Genomic DNA, 16,910 nt, shown 5'->3' on the forward strand with positions numbered 1-16,910 from the left:
CCAGCAAAATAGCGCAGCTATGCAGTAGGCTGAATGGGTATACAATCCATGTTTGCGACGATGTCGTCGCCCGGCGATGGAGACCGGAGCCGCGCCCAAACATTGGGAGTATCGGATTCGTGACGCCCCGAACATGGGAAAGGAAAAGAACGAGATGTCCCTTGAGCCGCTCGACGCGGATGCTGAAGGCGTCACCGCAGCTGGAAGGGCAAGGGGTTTCAGACCCAAACACCTTGTGACCGGCCCCTCGCGTGAGGACACATCATTCCTCGGTCATCCCGGTGGGCTGCCGTGGATGCTCCAGGTGGAGATGTGGGAGCGGTTCTCCTGGTTCGGGATGAGGGCCATCCTCGTGTACTTCATCACTGACACCCTGGCAAACGGTGGCCTCGGGCTACCCGTCAATGCTGGTCAGGTGGTCATGGCCTCCTACGGCGCTGCGGTGCTGCTGATGACAATTCCCGGCGGCATTTTTGCTGACAGAATCCTTGGCCCGTGGGTCTCTACCCTGTGGGGTGGACTCATCATCATGACGGGTCACGTCATCCTGGCGATACCGCAGGTGGTGACGTCGTGGATTGGCCTAGTCTGTATCGCCATCGGTACTGGTTTCATCAAGCCAAATCTGTCGACCGTGGTTGGTGGTCTCTACGACGACGGTGATCCGCGCCGCGACCAGGGCTTCCTGTACTTCTACATGTCGATCAACATCGGCTCCCTGTTCGCTCCGCTCATTACCGGTCTGCTCAAGGACCACTACGGCTACCACGTCGGGTTTATTGCAGCGGCCATCGGTATGGCCCTGGCCCTCGTGGCCTTTTTCCATGGCCGTTCCAAGCTGCGCGAATTTGCCTTTGACATTCCTAACCCGCTCGCCCCGGGTGAGGGACGCCGCATGGTGCCGAAAGCCCTCGGAATCATCGCGATTGGTGTTGTGCTGCTGATTGGGTTCAATGCTCTGCTGGGTGAGTGGACCTCGGCGATCGCTTATTCCTTGTTCACCTTCGCCACAGTGACATCCCTGGGCTACTTCGTGACGATGTTCCGTTCTCCGAAGGTGACCGCACGGGAGCGTGGTCATCTGTGGGCCTTCGTCCCATTGTGGGTCGGCCAGGTGCTCTTCGTGATGATCTTTGAGCAGGCGGCGGGAAAGATGGCCACGTTTGCCAAGGACAACACCGACGGTCACATTGCCGGCTCCGCCCTTCTCAAGCCCGAGCAGTATCAGATGATTAACCCGGCGGCGGTGCTTATTCTCGCGGGGTTGTTGGGTATGTGGTTCCGGAGACGGGAGGGGAAGTTCCCCAACACTCCGCAGAAGTTCGCGATCTCGGTATTAATCATCGGCCTGAGTGCCGTCATGATGGGGTTCGGCTTCCAGAATTGGCCGGGCGGGGACAACCTCGCTCCGTGGTGGTTCCTGGCCGTCGTCTTCGTTATCCAGACCGTCGCTGAGCTGTTCATGAATCCGATTGGGCTGTCGACAGCCACCAAGCTGGCCCCGAAGAAGTTCGCCTCCCAGAACATGACCCTGTGGCTGCTGGCAGCGGCGTGCGGTCAGGGCCTGGCATCGGTGACGATCGAGCGCACCAAAAACCTCGGCGATGTGGCGTTTTACTACGGCTTGGGGATCGTGACGATCGTCGTTGCGGTTGCGCTCTTCGTGATCGCCCCGTGGACTCAGGCAAAGATGGAGGATGTCGACAGCGGGGGCGAGGAGGAGACCGCAGGCGAGCCACGAGGGGAAGGTCACTGATCTGCCTGGGGTCCCGCTTAGTGGGGCGGGTCCTAAGTGTGGTGGCGGTTGTGCCGATCAGGTTGGGTTTTCAGGGGATACTGCCACCGCGTGTGGTAATCAGGTTGGTGGCTGCTTCCCGTGCCATCTCACGTGGTAGCCGACGGGTTCTGAAACCGATATTCCACCAGTGTCGTGGGTCACGCCGGGTACCAAACCTCGGAAAATGCAGGGGGTGGCTTGGCTACGCGTGTTTCGCAGCGGTAGAGAGGTCAGGGAATACCAGCTCGGCTGATGAAGGCGCACCTCACAGGCGGGTCAGGTTGACGTGGATAGCGTCAGCCTGGGAACGGGTTGGCGTAGTTGATCCCGGTAGGGCTGCGGCAGCCGTGCCCCAAGCAACGGCAGTACGCAGGCAGCTGGTGGGCTGGTCTCCGTGGGTACGAGCCAGTAAGAATCCGGCCAAGGAAGAGTCTCCGGCGCCGACCGTTGATTTCACCGTGATCGGGTCCGGCCAGGCGTGCCATGCGTCGGTTTCGGTGACGAGCAAAGCTCCTGCTCCGCCGAGAGTGACCAATACCTCGGAAATGCCGTGCAGATGTCGGGCGGCAGTGACAATGTCGTCAAAGTGGCCCTGCGCGGCGGAATGCTCGAGGGAGTCGCCGTCGATTCCGCAGAGCTGACCGAGCTCGACAGAGTTGGGCTTGACGAGATCGGGGGCTGCCTCGGGGAGCTTCCCAGACAGTTCATGCAGGGGCTTGTCCGAGGTGTCGACGGCGACTTTGACGCCGGTCATGTGCAGTCTGCGGGTCATGGTGGCGTACCAGTCCGACGGGACGCCGGGGGGTAGAGAACCGGACAGAACAACCCATTCGGCGTTGGTCGATGTCGCGAGGATGGTGTCCTCAATCGCGGTCAGCTCGTCGGCGGTGAGAGTGGGGCCGGGTTGGTTGATCTTGGTTGTGGTGCCGTCGGGTTCGGTGATGGTGAGGTTAGTCCTTGCCGGTGCCGAGATCGGAACGGCGACGTGTGGGATCTCGTCGTTGGTAAGACCGATGACGAGTCGGTCTTTGGTCGCTGCCGGTACCACGGCGCAGGTGTCGACCCCTGCTCCGCAGAGGACTCGGGAGATGTTGACTCCCTTACCAGCGGCAACTTCGGTGGAATTGCCGAGTCGGTTCACCTGTCCGCGCTGCAGCGGTCCAGGTAAGGACGCAGTGCGGTCAATGCTCGGGTTGAGCGTGACGGTGACGATCACGTGGACTCCTTCGTCGCTTCCCCCAACGGTCCCTCGGGGCTGAGTGACTACACAATGTCGGGATGTGTGACACTCTAAACCGCGCACAGATAAAGCAACAACAACACAGTAAATCAGACATTTGAGGGTGTGGCGATGTTGTGACTGTGGCGATAGGCGTGACTGCGCCGAGGGTCGTGTGAGTGCGGCGAGAGGCGTGGTCGTCTGGCCGGCGGGCAAATTCCAGCCGCTTGTGTGGCGATTGGGTTCGCGAATAGGGATGGTGCGACGTGGGGTTGCACGTGTCGATGTCAGAAACCTAAACACCACACACGGTGCGGGTACGTCTCGAGAGCGGGCGTGATGGGGCGGACGCTGGCCAGGGCGACCTTAGGCGATGACGATCTCGACGCCGGACTTCTGCAGCATTTCGACCTGTTGGGGGGACACTCCGGAATCAGTGATGATGACGTCCACGTCACCCAACTCCGCGAATCTCATCGTCGACTCCGCTCCCATTTTTCGGGAGTCGGCCAACACGACGACGTGGTGGGCACTCGCGATCATCGCCGCCTTGGTCGCGACCTCGTCGGCGTCCGGGGTGGAGAAACCATGATCGACGGAGATGCCGTTGGTGCCCATGAACGCGACGTCGACTCGCAGTCGGGAAAGAGCGTCGACATTCCCAACGGTGGCCTGGGTGGTGGGGCGCAGTCGCCCGCCTAGTAGGTGTACGTCGCATGAGCTGTGCGTGGCCACCGTGCTGGCGATCGGCGATGAGTTCGTGAAAACGGTGAAACGCCTTGTGGACGGGATGATCGCGGCAAGTCGTCCCGTCGTGGAACCGGCGTCGAGGATGATGGACCCGTTGTCAGATGGCAGCTGGGGCAACGCGGCCCGGGCGATCTGTTCCTTCTGAGTGACTGCGGAGGAATCACGGGTGTTAAGGGGCTGGTCCCCCAGCAGGTCAAACTCGATTGGGATAGCCCCGCCATGCACGCGCCGCAGCATTTTCTGGCTGCATAGTTGGTCCAGATCGCGGCGAATGGTCTCCGGGACGACTCCCAGGGCGGCTGACGCCTCAGACACCGACACTCGACCAATTTCACGGGCGGTGTTGATGAGCCACTTGTGTCTCTCGGCGGGGTACACCGGCCCTCCTCACGTAAAAGTCAGCCAGCGTGACCAAGGGAACCCCTAGTCAGGCGCGTCATGTGGGCTGACTGTGATGGCGTGAGCATAACACGAACCCATTAATGGTGGCCCTCCCGGATAGACTGACGGAGTATCCGCGAATCCCAAGGAGTTCAGGAATGAAAATTGCCGTCGTCGCCATGGGCAAGATCGGGCTTCCCCTGGCCGTGCAGTTCGCAGAGAAGGGTCACGACGTCATCGGCGTCGACGTACAGCAGCGCGTCGTGGACGAGGTCAACAAGGGTAACGAGCCCTTCCCTGGTGAGGCCTTCCTCGATGAGAAGCTGAAGAAGCTTGTCCCGGCTGGCAAGCTCAGCGCCACCACCGATTACTCGAAGGCGATTCCGGGCGCCGACGCGATCGTCATTGTCGTCCCGCTGTTCGTCAACGATGAGACCTGGGAGCCGGACTTCGGCTGGATGGAGGCCGCCACCAAGTCGCTGGCCGAGCACCTCACCCCTGGCACCCTCATTTCCTACGAGACCACCCTGCCAGTCGGTACGACCCGCAATCGTTGGAAGCCGATGATCGAGGAGATTTCCGGACTAACCGAGGGTAAGGACTTCCACCTCGTCTTCTCCCCGGAGCGCGTCCTTACCGGTCGTGTCTTCGCTGACCTGCGTCGCTACCCGAAGCTTGTCGGCGGCCTGAACGACGAGGGCACTGCCAAGGGTATCGAGTTCTACCAACAGGTCCTCGACTTCGACGATCGCGATGACCTGCCGCGCGCCAACGGTGTGTGGAACATGGGCACCGCCGAGGCCGCTGAGATGGCCAAGCTCGCCGAGACCACGTACCGCGACGTCAACATCGGCCTGGCCAATCAGTTCGGCAAGTACGCTGCCGCCAACGGCATTGACGTCTACAAGGTCATCGATGCCTGCAACTCGCAGCCGTACTCTCACATCCACCGTCCTGGTATCGCCGTCGGTGGCCATTGCATTCCGGTCTACCCGCGCCTTTATCTGTGGACCGACCCGGACGCCACCATCGTCCGTACCGCTCGCGAAGCCAATATGACGATGCCGCAGTACTGTGTCGACCAGGCCTCGTCGGTGCTGGGTGACCTGTCCGGCAAGAAGGTTGTCGTCTTGGGGGCCTCCTACCGCGGCAAGGTTAAGGAGACGGCATTCTCCGGTGTCTTCCCGACCGTCGAGATCTTGGCTAAGGCGGGCGCTGACGTCAGCGTTCATGACCCGATGTTCACCGACGAGGAGCTCGCCAAGTTCGGCTTCAAGGCTTATCACCTCGGGGAGTCCGTCGACGGTGCCCTGCTGCAGGCCGACCACCCCGAATACGCCGAACTGTCCCCGGCCGATCTCCCGGGTATCAAGGTTCTCGTTGATGGTCGTCACGTCGTCGACCCGGCCAAGTGGGATGGTGTCAAGGTCATCGTTGTCGGTGACGGGGAGGCCTGACTCGGGCGGCGTTCTCGCCCGCATCGCGGGGATACTCCTGGCATTTCTCCCGGCCTCGGCCCTTCTGGGGTCGAGGCCGGGGTTGGGCCTATTTTTCCTATCGGGTCCTTACCGCCGCTCTTGCGGGCTGTCCTCTGGTGGGTTGGATTCGCCCTACTGTGGTGTGGCGAATGGGCCGTGGTATCGCCGCAATTGTCGTCATTGCCGTTGTCTGGGGAACGGTGGGTCTGGTCGGCGCAGCTCAGCTGAGGTCGTCGCGAGAACTGTCGAGCCTTGTTGGTTCTTGCCTTGCGCTTGTCAGCGCATGGGCAGTGTCGCGACTCATTGTTGACGGGCATATCACTCGGCTCAGAGCGTTGCGTGATCGTGGGCGGTAGTCATCTGGATGGGTGCCCCGGTGGCGGTGTGGGAGATATTCACGGGTCAGCAGCTCGACACTTATATCTCTGGCGTGTGGCGCAATCATCCCGGACTCTATCGCGCACCGGCTGCGTGGTTGACGAAATGCAGTCTTCTTGACTGTTGGACTTGTGTTGGTTGGGGTTGTCGGCGTCGGTGAACAGTCCCGTTTGGTGTGTGCTGCTGCGGTCGTGACGACCATCGCTGGCGCGGGTTTAGTTGCGGCGACCGGTAGCCAACTTGTGTACATTGCCCTTCTTACAGCGTTGGGTGTGTGTCTTTGGGCGGTGCCGAGGTGGCGCTGGATGTTGTCGACGCTGACCCTCGTTGAGGCCGCAGTAATAGTCGTGGTGCATCGTCGACATGTCGGGTCCAACATGCCGGGTTGACGTGACACAGGTTCGTAGGCGTGCTTTTGCAGCATAACAATGAGGGGCCGTCGTCATTCGCAGTTCGTACAGCTCTGCTTGCCGGCGGATTAGCTCTTGTTGTCGCACATCCGCTGTTCGGGGCCGGACCGGGCGGATTCCGGGCCGCGATCATGGATCACCCGCGGCGGCGGTTCACACATGGCAAGACTGACCCCCCATAACGTGGTCCTTGAAATTGCGTCCCAGTATGGCCTCATCGTTACCGCCATGCTGGCAGTGTGTTGGGTGTGGGGCATAGTTTCCTGCTGATCGTCATGCCGGTGTTGTCGCCGGCCAACAGCACATATCTTGTTCAGTCGGTGACGCAGCTCCCGTGGTTATTGTGCGCGGCAGTCCTAGTCCGCGGTACTGCTCACAGCGTTGACAGAGGGCAACCGTTGAACGGTGCGGGTTGGGACTTTTAGTGCTGAGAGATTCCTATCTGTGCGAAGACTCCGTGGAGGTGGGAAACAAGATAGCTTGGGACGGCACTCCCTTAGCGGTTGAGGTGCCGGTTTCACGATAGGCTGGCGCCAGCTGATCTGCGTAATGGCATTGGGTCGGCAGAAGGAGGAAGCGTGCGAGTACTTATCGTCAGTGCGGCGTCCTCGATTCACACCGTGCGATGGGTTAACGGGCTTTCCGGTCGAGGACATGAAGTCCACTTAGCCTCCGTTCATCCGGCAGGGATTCACGCGATCGATACAAAAGTCTGCCTGCACTTGGCTCCGCACCCTGGTAAGACGCGATACGTCGTCAATGCCAGGTGGCTGCATTCCTTGGCAGACAGAATCCGGCCCGACATCATCAACGTGCACTATGCAACTGGGTATGGGCTGCTCGGTCGACTGGCCAAATTTGACGCTCCAACCCTGCTATCGGTGTGGGGCAGTGACGTATACGACTCGCCGAAGAACCCGCTCATGAGGCGGATGGTCAGGGGGAACTTGGCTGCTGCGACCCGTATCGCATCGACTAGCCGTTGCATGGCCAAGGTCACCCAAGAACTTATGGGCAATGACCGGCCAATTTCGATCACCCCTTTTGGCGTCGATACGGATGCTCTGACGCCATCGGACGTACCAAAAGATGGTTCCGTCGTACGAATCGGCACGGTCAAGGCCCTCTACGCCAAGTACGGCATCGGGGAGCTCATCCGTGCCTACAGTCGCGTTCACGACGAGCATCCGGCGACGAGCCTGCACATTTGGGGTTCGGGCACGGAGGAGGAGAGCCTCAAATCTTTGGCGGCACGTCTTGTCCCGGACGGGTCCGTGGAGTTTGCTGGGGCCATCCCGCATGACCAAGTGAGAGATGCTCTCGTTAGCCTGGACGTCTTTGCAGCCCTCTCCACCACATCGGAGTCCTTCGGTGTGGCAATCATCGAGGCCGGCGCGTGCGGTCTCCCAGTCGTGGTGAGCGATGCGGATGGCCCCGCTGAAGTCGTCAATGAGGGTGTTACTGGTTTCGTGGTACCCACTTGTGATGTCCTCGCTAGTGCAGAAGCGCTCAACCATCTGGTCGATGACGTGGACCTTCGTCATCGGATGGGAACGGCTGGTCGGGAACATGTCGTCAGGGAGTATTCCTGGCAGCACAGCTTGGATCTCATGGAGGAGGCATATCGACAGACCATCGCGGATGCCGAGAGTCGGATAGCCTGAGACGGTACCGGTCGGACGGTTGCAAGTTGTCAACATCAGAGAGGTGTCACTCGTGCGCGTCGTAAGTATCGTCGGGGCTCGTCCCCAGTTCGTGAAGTTGGCTCCGGTGGCCAAAGCCTTCGCGGCTGAGGGGATCGATCACAAGATCATCCACACTGGCCAGCACTACGACGTCAATATGTCGGACTCTTTCTTCATCGAGCTGGGTATCCCGAACCCTGATCTGCATCTGGGCGTCGGCGGTGGTTCTCACGGCGTCATGACCGGGCGTATGCTCGAGCAGCTCGATCCGGTGCTGGAGGAGATGAAACCGGACTGGGTGCTCGTGTACGGCGACACCAATTCGACCATTGCTGGCACTCTTTCCGCCGTCAAGATGCACCTGCCGGTGGCCCACCTCGAGGCCGGCCTGCGTTCCTTCAACCGTCGTATGCCCGAGGAACACAATCGCGTTCTCACCGATCATGCAGCCGACCTGTGTCTGGCCCCAACCGAGGTGGCTATGGGCCATTTAGCTGACGAGGGACTAGCCAAGCGTTCTGTGCTCGTCGGTGACGTCATGACCGACGTCTGCCTGCAGGTGCGTGATTCTGTTCTCGCCAACCCACGCCCCGTGCCCGGCGTGAAGGAGGGTGAGGAGTACGTCATGGCGACGATCCATCGCGCCGATAACACCGACGACCCTGAGCGTCTTTCCCACATCCTTGACGCCCTCGGCGCCCTGGACCGCAAGATCATCCTCCCGGTCCACCCACGCCTGCGCGCCCGCGCCGAGACCGACGGCATCACGATCGCGCGCGAAAATCTCACCACCATCGACCCGCTGGCCTACCCGGACATGGTCAATGCCGTCACCCATGCTGCTGGTGTCATCACTGACTCTGGCGGTTTGCAGAAGGAGGCCTTCCTGCTCGGGACTATATGCACCACGGTGCGTACCGAGACTGAGTGGGTGGAGACCATTGAGAACGGCTGGAATGTGCTCGACCCCGACGCTGAGCACCTCGCTGAGTATGCCACCCGCCCGGCCCCGGAAGGCGATCCAGGACACCCCTACGGGGATGGCAAGGCGGCTGTCAACGTTGCCAAGGTGTTGATCGAGGCCGGTAAGAGGGACTGATGACCGATTCCCCCCGTATCGGCAGGGTGGTGTCTCTGTCGACGGTGCATCACGGCCACGACAACAGGGTTTTCAACAAGGAGGCGCGGGCCTTGGTCCAGGCCGGCTATGACTATCATCTCGTCATCTCTGCTGAACGCGACGGGATCGATAATGGGATTCCGGTCGTCGCATTGCACCGTGAGGAGGGGAGGGTCCGTCGGCTGATCCTTAGCCAGCGAGAGGCGTGGCACTACCTGCAGGTGCTTCAGCCCGAGGTGCTGCACATTCACGATCCCGAGCTCATTCCGCTAGCGCTGCTGTGGGGGCATCGTGATCACTGTAAGGTCATTTACGACGCCCACGAGGACCTCATCGGCCAGGTAGACACCAAACCGTACCTCGGTAAACTGACGCGGCCGCTGGCCCGGTTGGCGGCGCGCGGGCTTGTGGGGCTAGCCGACCGTGGGGCAGACGCGGTCGTCGCCGCGACCGAGACGGTGGGGCAGAGATTCCACCACTCCCCGGTGACAGTGGTGCGCAACTATCCTTGGCTGGGCAATTACGACGTGACCCCGGACCCGGTCCCGGGCCGTCTGGTGTACGTCGGAGATCTGTCCGAGGAGCGCAAGCTTTCCTTTATGATCGAGGTGACGCGCAGGATTCGTTGTCAGGTTCCGCAGGCTCATCTGGTGTTGGCTGGACGGGTACTTTCAGGGTGTCAGAACACTGTTGATCGCGCTGTGGGTGAGGGGTTCGTCGATCACTTGGGCCTTGTCAGCCCGACCGAAGTACCGAAGGTGTTGGCCAGCGGTCAGATTGGGCTGGTGTTTCTCAAACCGCTGCCGAATTATGTCGCCTCCCTGCCGACCAAGTTGTTCGAGTACATGGCTTCGCGGCTGCCATTCGCCGCGTCCGATTTTCCGGCGTGGCGAGAAATGTTCGGCAGATATGGGGCCGGGATCTTTGTTGACACCGAGGACATCGCGGTGACCGCCGGGTCCCTCGCCGAGTTGCTGGCCGATTCGAACCGGTGCCGTGAGATTGGCCAGGCCGGACGGCGAGCCGTTGAGGCAGGCCTGAATTTCGAGTCACAGGCGGAGGCGCTGACCGGGCTGGTGGGTCGCTTACTCGAGGATTGAGGGAGCCAGCGCGGTCCGGGTGGCTCGCAGGCCATCGATTCTGTGGGCCACATGGTGGGTCTCCTTTTTTGGGCAGGCCTGGGCAATCACCGCAATCCAGCTCGACACCACACAGCGAGGCTTTCCAAGGCGGGCCTTACCGATCGCTGCTGTGGCGATCGGGTTGATGATCCCTCGTTGAGTCGGCGTAGGTAGCAAGGCCGGGCCTCAGAAGACGGTTTTCCACAGGTGCGTCGGCGGCCCAACCGGAGTTATCCACAGAATCGAAATTGCCTGGCGGAAATCGCGGTGCCCGACGATAAATCTGGGTGTGAGGAACTTTCAAGAACAACTCGACTACCGAGGCGTTGCCCGTGTTCACCGTCACAGTTACATTCGCGGTCAGGCAGACCGAGCCGTAGCCCGGGGAGACGCTGTCCGTATCCTGCCAGGAGTGGTCGCCGCGACAGCCCTGGCGAGAGACCCGAAAACGATCATCCGCGCTCTGCTGCTGTGGCACCGCGAGGTGGTGATTGTCGGAAAAGCAGCCCTTCTCCTACTCGGGATGACCGCCCCCGGCACCAACAGGCCGATGGATTTCCGCACAGTCAACGAAGTAGAAGCCTTTTCCTCAACTCGGCGTCTCGTTCGGCCGGGCATTCGGGTGCGTCGCTGGCATGTGCCCTACCGTTTTGTGACCGAGCGGGAGCGGGTTCGGATTGCCACCGCTGAGGTATCAGTCCTCGTCCTCGCGATTCAGGGGGAGTGGGAGTGGGTTTGCGAGGCCCTCCGGCAACGGATCGTGACTCCGGAATCGTGTAAACAGGCGCGCAAAAGCCTGACAGGCCGCTATCCCAAAGCTGAGGTCGATGCTGCGGTGGCTGACATTCTTCTGGCCGCCTGGTCGATTCCGGAACTGGAGATGAGCAGGGTGCTGCGCGCGACCGGAATCACTGGTCACAAGCCCAACCGTAAGGTCCGAGTCGGAGATCGGTATTACTATCTCGATCAAGCCTTCGACGCCGAGAAGGTCGCGTTGGAGATTGATGGCCGATCAGTTCACGGCACCGTTGAGGGGTACGAGGAAACAATGATGAGATCAGCTCATCTGGACTGTCACGGCTGGAAAGTGCTGCACGTCACCCCAACGATGTTCCGCAAGAATCCCAGGTTCATTCTGGACTGGCTTGCCTCTCATCTACATCGACGTCACCGGCCCAGAAAGATGTTCACCGAGGCCGCTCTGCGGCAGATCATGAGCGGTGTTGCACCAGCGTGAGGTATTGGGTGATCTTCGCCGTGGCGTCGGACCGTAGCCAGTCGTTCGCGCCTACATTTGTCGGCTCAATCTTGAGCTGTACGTTTCCGTCTCAGGCGTCCTCCACTGTCGCGCTGTGGAAAACGGGGCGCTGACCACCTCATCTGCGCCGTGACGGAGCACCATCGGCCATTAGAAACCCCATTGCCACACGAGGCCCTGGTCATCTGCTGGGTCCGAGTCTGTGAAGCGCGGTACAAAAAGGGCGAGGGAGCGCTTATCGCGTCACCCTCCCCCCGTCCACTGCTAGGAGTAAATCGTCACTTGTAGGAGTAGAAAGCTGGGGCGCTCGACACACGCCCGGTGCCACCCATAGGCGTGGCATGACCGTCGGCCCGCGGGTCACGTCGGCGAACCCTTCGGCCGCCGGCAGGCTTGCGCTTGGCCAAATCATCGAACACGGCCGGGTCATGAGAAGCCGTCTTCTTATCCTTGGGTCCCCTGTGCACCGCCATCAGTACGATTCCAACAACAGCGACCGCAACCGCCGCGACAGCGATCACGGTTCCTTTGTCGACCTGTTCGGCGTTGATCTCGGTCTTGCTCATGTTCACTTCTTCCCGTCGATGGGCTTGGCACCCTTCTCGTCATCGTCGCGAAGAGCGTCCTTGGTCTTATTCTCCTTGCCTTCCTCGGTGAGGACATCACCGACGATAGCCCCGGCCTCACGATGGAACGCGATGTAGCGAGCGCCGAGGTTAATCATCGCCTGCAGACGGTTACGACCGCCCAGCAGGGTGTAGACGTGTACCGTCACCCAGGTTAGCCATGCGGCGATGCCAGTGAACTTCAGTTTGTCGGACAACTGGACGACAGCCGAGTTGCGGCCGATCGTGGCCATGGTGCCCTTGTCCTGGTATTCGAACTTTTCCAGCGGCTCGCCGAGTTCGAGGTGGACGATCTGGCGGGCGACGCACGCACCTCCCTGAATAGCGGGCTGAGCCAGCTGAGGCTTTGGATCTTCGGTGTTAATGGCACCGTCGCCCACCGCAAAGACGCGCTCCTGGCCGTTAACCCGGAGGGTGCCATCGGTGGCGATACGACCGCCGCGGCCCTGCTCGAATCCCCAGTCGGCAACGGACTTGTGGGCCCCGACGCCAGCAGCCCAGATCACCGTATCTGCGGGGAGGGTCTGGCCATCCTTGAGAAGCACCGAATTCTCCCGCACCTCGGCGATGGCGGTGCTGGTGCGCACATCCACGCCGCGCTTCTGTAGCTGACGGCGAGTGTAGTGGCGCAGAGCCGGGTCAAATGGCATGAGAAGGTGGTCAGCCATCTCGACCAGGGCGACGTGGACGCGGTCGGTGGAAACGTCGGGGAAGATCGCCGGGATCCCGATCGACTTCATCTCGGCCAAGGTGCCGGCCATCTCGACGCCGGTCGGGCCGCCACCAACGATGATGACGTCAAAGGTCTTGTCACGCTGGGTGTCGAGATCCTCGAGGTATGTGAAAATGGCGTCACGTGCGCGCAGCGAGGAGGCGCGGGTGTAGATGGTGTAGGAATGTTCGGCGGCACCGGGGGTACCAAAGAAGTTGGCTCCGACGCCCTGGGACAAGATGAGATAGTCGTACCTGATCGGGTCGCCGTTGTCGACGTTGACAATGCGGTTCTCGGTGTCGATACCGGTCACAGAGGCACGGCGGAATCGGGTGCGAGGGCCGTTCTGAGCGGCGAAAGAACGTAGGCGGTAGGTGACATCACCAGGATTCAAGCCTCCGGTAGCGACCTGGTACAACAGCGGCTGGAACGTGGTGTAGGGGTTACGGTCGATCAGGGTGACATCGCACCCCGCTTCGGCAGTTTTCTCAGCGGCGGTCAAGCCACCGAAACCAGCACCGACGATCACGACGCGGGGTTTGGAACCCGCCAAAACCGGTTTACGACCCAGGCCCGGCAGACCAATGTCCGACAGCAGGGTAGCGATGTCCATTTGATCCTCCGAATAGTCGTTTTACAGCGTTATTGTCCCAAGAATGAGCGCTATTTCGCAATGTGTTTGGCTTTATTGGCAGGATATGGATGGGCGCTTCAGCTTGCAGCGTGACAGGCTTGGGTTATGCCACATCTCCACACCCAGCCACACGGACATGACATCACGATCAGTGCCTGGATCCTCAGGCGATTCCCGTCCGACAACCCTCGTGGTTGGCAATGGAAAGCCCTGGTGCACAAACACCGCAAAATGAACCTGTGGATCCAGCCGGGTGGGCACGTCGAACACACCGAGAACCCGTGGCAGGCCCTCGTCCATGAGCTTCATGAAGAGACTGGCTACCACATCGATCAGTTGAGTGTCTTACAGCCGTGGAATCGACTTCCCGACGGAGTACATGACCTTATGCACCCGACGCCGGCGCTCCTGAACACTCATAGCCCGTACTCAGGTCACTTTCACTCCGACATTGTCATGGCGATGATTGCCGATGAGGACCCAGCAGAGAAGCCCCGTCCCGGCGAGTCCCAGGAACTTCAGTGGGTCAGCCCGGACGAGTTCGCCGCACTCCCGGATGCTGAGCCTGACGCTGTCATGATTATGACGATGATCGTCGAGAGGGTGGCTGATTCTTGGATTCCGATCCCGGCGACAGACTGGTCTTTGAGGGATGCTCCCGCAGAAGCGATGACAGACCGCACGGTTGCCGAGGCCACCGCACCCGATCCTCTCGACGAGAGGGAGACCGAGGGGTGGGAGACGGCCCAGTGAGGCGCGCCGTTGACCTTGACGTAGTGGGCAAGGGACTTCCGGTTGCCTCTTATCGCGACGACATCACCACAGCGGTGCGTACTGGGAGGGCCGTCATCGTCGCTCCGCCGGGCACTGGTAAAACGACCTTCGTCCCGCCTCTGGTCGCGTCGTGGAAATCTGGTCGGGTTATCGTCACTCAGCCACGACGCATGGCAGCCAGAGCCGCCGCACGCCGACTTTCCACACTCACCTGCACCCGCCCCGGCGAGTTCGCCTCTCACACCGTGCGCGGAGAATCGACGACAACTCGAGACACCAAGGTCGAGTTCGTGACAACCGGGGTTCTGCTGCGTCGGTTACTGCGTGACCCTGACCTGACAGGGGTTGATGCCGTCATCCTCGATGAAGTCCACGAGCGTCACCTCGACGCTGATCTCGTCGTCGCCATGGTTTGTGAGGTGGCCCAGTTACGCGAGGACCTCACGGTTGTGGCGATGTCGGCCACTGTCGATAGCTCGGGGTGGGCGAACCTGCTCGGGGCGGGCGGGTCGGCGCCGGTCGTCGAGGTTCCTTCGGCCTTGCATGAGCTCGAAATCGAGTGGGCTCCCCCTCCTGGATCACCTGTGGATTCTCGGGGTGTGACACGCGAATTCCTCAGACACCTTGGCAATGTCACCGTTGAGGCTCTTGATCGCCACCGCAATGGTTCAGCGTTGGTCTTTGTGCCGGGCGTGCGCGAGGTTGACCATGTTGTCGCCGATCTGCGCTCCCGGCTCGACAACGTTGAGGTCGTAGGGCTGTCAGGGTCCATGTCAGTGCGTGAGCAAGATCGTGCCCTGTCAGACCCAGGTCAGACGCGCCGAGTCATCGTCTCGACGGCGGTTGCGGAGTCTTCCCTGACGGTCCCGGGAGTCAGACTCGTCGTCGATTCCGGACTGTCCCGTGAACCGCGTCTGGACCGTGGTCGTGGCATGACGGGTTTGGTAACTGTCCGGGAATCGCAAGCTTCGGCAATTCAGCGAGCGGGTCGTGCAGCCCGCCTCGGACCTGGCGTTGCGGTCCGGTGCCTGCGTTCCCAGGACTGGTCCGGGATGGACGCCGCCCCTCCTCCCGAGGTCGATCATGCTGATCTTGTGGCACCGCTGTTGGCGCTGGCCGTCTGGGGTTCTCCGCGTGGCGAAGGTATGGGTTTACCAACCCCATTACCACAGGACCGGGTGGCCGAGGCGGAGCAGGTGTTGCGTGATCTTGGGGCTGTTGACGCCGAAGGTCGTGTCACCGAGAGAGGACGTCAGCTCGCAACGCTGCCCCTCGACCCGCGTCTGGCAAGGGCTTTGACTGACGGGGCACCGCTTGTCGGATCCCGCCGGTGCGCCGAGATCGTCGCCATGCTCGGCCTTGAGGATGGACAGGTCGATCTGGTGGGGCAGTGGCGTCAACTGCGGAATGGTCGTCACCCAGATACCAAGACGTGGCGTCGCGAGGCCGACCGGCTTTCCCACCTCGTCGCAGATTATCCACACACCGGCATCACCGACGACAATGCTGCCGCCGCTGTGGTGTCCATGGCGCGCCCAGGGTGGATCGCTCGCAGTCGAGGCGAGGGGTCATCGTCTTACCTGCTGGCCTGTGGTACCGGGGCCGACTTGCCTCATAGCTGCCCGCCCGGGTTAATCGGACAACCGTGGCTGGCGGTTGCCCGCACCTCTCGTACTGCCGGCGGTGCCCTCATCCGGGCAGCGGTCCCGCTCTCGGAATCGGCGGCTCTCGAAGCTGGTGCGGCCATGCTGGAAACCGAGACTACGGTTAGCTGGGATGATGGGAAGGCACATGGCAGGCGTATTTCGCGTCTAGGCGCCATCGAGTTGTCGTCCACCCCAGTCCGGCCCGAGCGCGGTGAGGCTCGTCGGGCGGTGCTGGAAGCCGTGAGATCCCGGGGACTCGAGGTAGTAGGGCTGACGAAGAACGGTGAGTCCTTGAGACGTCGGCTCGCCCTGGCCCACCGGGTTCTGGGCGAGCCTTGGCCCGACGTCAGTGATGAGGCTCTCATTGCTCGGGCCGAGGAATGGCTTGACCTGGATGGCCTGGCGGCAGGCAGAGGGAGTGACGCCACCTCTGGGCTGCGCAACCTGCTGGGATGGCAGGAATCAGCACGCCTCGATGAAATGGTGCCTGAGACGATCACGGTTCCTAGTGGGTCGCGAATCCGCGTTGACTACCCGGAACCCGGTAGCGATGCCGCTCCTGTCCTCGCGGTTAAGCTGCAGGAGTGCTTTGGCTGGACCGACAGTCCGACGATCTGTGGTGGCCGTGTCAGGGTGGTTCTCCATCTGTTGTCTCCGGCCCGACGTCCGCTGGCCGTTACCGATGATCTGGCTAGCTTTTGGGCCAACGTCTATCCCTTGGTGCGAGCGGAAAACCGTGGACGATACTCCAAACATCCTTGGCCCGAGGACCCTGTGTCAGCCGTGGCCACTAAACGTACCAACCGGGCGTTGGGACATCGCTGACGACGGTGCTACCCGGTACCCGACCCCGGGTTCCAAAACCGACCCCTAAACCGACAACGTGTCGGCCGTGCCCCTGTGGACATCGGGGTTATAACAACGGGACCTGCCACGTGAGA

At 61.3% G+C, this 16,910-nt stretch carries 12 protein-coding genes and 1 pseudogene; 9 read left to right on the forward strand and 4 right to left on the reverse strand.

Annotated features, from left to right (window positions below; translation table 11 throughout):
• The first annotated feature begins 154 nt into the window (after positions 1–154).
• Positions 155–1,756 carry a peptide MFS transporter gene (locus Q4B98_RS06310; protein WP_303196386.1) on the forward strand — a complete coding sequence of 534 codons (1,602 nt, stop codon included), beginning with the start codon at positions 155–157 and terminating at the stop codon, positions 1,754–1,756.
• 286 nt (positions 1,757–2,042) lie between these two features.
• Here Q4B98_RS06310 and Q4B98_RS06315 read toward each other — a convergent pair whose 3' ends face one another.
• Positions 2,043–2,993, reverse strand: coding sequence for a 1-phosphofructokinase family hexose kinase (locus tag Q4B98_RS06315; RefSeq protein ID WP_303196272.1), 951 nt, complete (start codon positions 2,991–2,993; stop codon positions 2,043–2,045).
• 369 nt (positions 2,994–3,362) lie between these two features.
• Positions 3,363–4,124 (reverse strand): DeoR/GlpR family DNA-binding transcription regulator, encoded by a 762-nt coding sequence (locus Q4B98_RS06320; protein WP_303196273.1) that lies wholly within the window; start codon positions 4,122–4,124, stop codon positions 3,363–3,365.
• 161 nt (positions 4,125–4,285) lie between these two features.
• Here Q4B98_RS06320 and Q4B98_RS06325 point away from each other — a divergent pair, with 161 nt between their 5' ends.
• The 6 genes and pseudogenes from Q4B98_RS06325 to Q4B98_RS06355 all read left to right on the forward strand — a co-directional run bounded on the left by Q4B98_RS06325 (position 4,286) and on the right by Q4B98_RS06355 (position 11,556).
• Entirely contained in the window at positions 4,286–5,584 is a 1,299-nt protein-coding gene (locus Q4B98_RS06325) for a nucleotide sugar dehydrogenase (protein WP_303196274.1), read from the forward strand.
• Positions 5,568–6,818: pseudogene (locus Q4B98_RS10575) on the forward strand (O-antigen ligase family protein). Before Q4B98_RS06325 ends, Q4B98_RS10575 begins: the two are co-directional and overlap by 17 nt.
• A 153-nt stretch (positions 6,819–6,971) precedes the next feature.
• Positions 6,972–8,057: a glycosyltransferase gene (locus tag Q4B98_RS06340; RefSeq protein ID WP_303196277.1), complete on the forward strand. Its 1,086-nt coding sequence runs from the start codon at positions 6,972–6,974 to the stop codon at positions 8,055–8,057.
• Between the two features lie 52 nt (positions 8,058–8,109).
• A complete protein-coding gene (wecB, locus tag Q4B98_RS06345) occupies positions 8,110–9,177 on the forward strand; it encodes a non-hydrolyzing UDP-N-acetylglucosamine 2-epimerase (RefSeq protein WP_303196278.1) in 1,068 nt (355 codons plus the stop codon).
• A complete protein-coding gene (locus Q4B98_RS06350) occupies positions 9,177–10,298 on the forward strand; it encodes a glycosyltransferase (RefSeq protein WP_303196279.1) in 1,122 nt (373 codons plus the stop codon). Before wecB ends, Q4B98_RS06350 begins: the two co-directional genes overlap by 1 nt.
• A gap of 310 nt (positions 10,299–10,608) precedes the next feature.
• Positions 10,609–11,556, forward strand: coding sequence for an endonuclease domain-containing protein (locus Q4B98_RS06355; RefSeq protein WP_303196280.1), 948 nt, complete (start codon positions 10,609–10,611; stop codon positions 11,554–11,556).
• Between the two features lie 299 nt (positions 11,557–11,855).
• Here the strand turns inward: Q4B98_RS06355 and Q4B98_RS06360 are convergent, their stop codons facing one another.
• Together Q4B98_RS06360 and Q4B98_RS06365 are read right to left on the reverse strand one after the other, a co-directional pair.
• Positions 11,856–12,143: a hypothetical protein gene (locus Q4B98_RS06360; protein ID WP_303196281.1), complete on the reverse strand. Its 288-nt coding sequence runs from the start codon at positions 12,141–12,143 to the stop codon at positions 11,856–11,858.
• 2 nt (positions 12,144–12,145) lie between these two features.
• Positions 12,146–13,528: an NAD(P)/FAD-dependent oxidoreductase gene (locus Q4B98_RS06365; RefSeq protein WP_303196282.1), complete on the reverse strand. Its 1,383-nt coding sequence runs from the start codon at positions 13,526–13,528 to the stop codon at positions 12,146–12,148.
• Between the two features lie 126 nt (positions 13,529–13,654).
• Between Q4B98_RS06365 and Q4B98_RS06370 the strand changes: the two genes are divergently transcribed.
• Positions 13,655–14,302: an NUDIX hydrolase gene (locus tag Q4B98_RS06370; RefSeq protein ID WP_303196283.1), complete on the forward strand. Its 648-nt coding sequence runs from the start codon at positions 13,655–13,657 to the stop codon at positions 14,300–14,302.
• Entirely contained in the window at positions 14,299–16,794 is a 2,496-nt protein-coding gene (hrpB, locus tag Q4B98_RS06375; protein WP_303196284.1) for an ATP-dependent helicase HrpB, read from the forward strand. Before Q4B98_RS06370 ends, hrpB begins: the two co-directional genes overlap by 4 nt.
• Positions 16,795–16,910 lie beyond the last annotated feature (116 nt).

The sequence above is a fragment of the Cutibacterium sp. genome, from assembly GCF_030525615.1.
In the GTDB taxonomy this organism is placed as follows: Bacteria; Actinomycetota; Actinomycetes; order Propionibacteriales; family Propionibacteriaceae; genus Cutibacterium.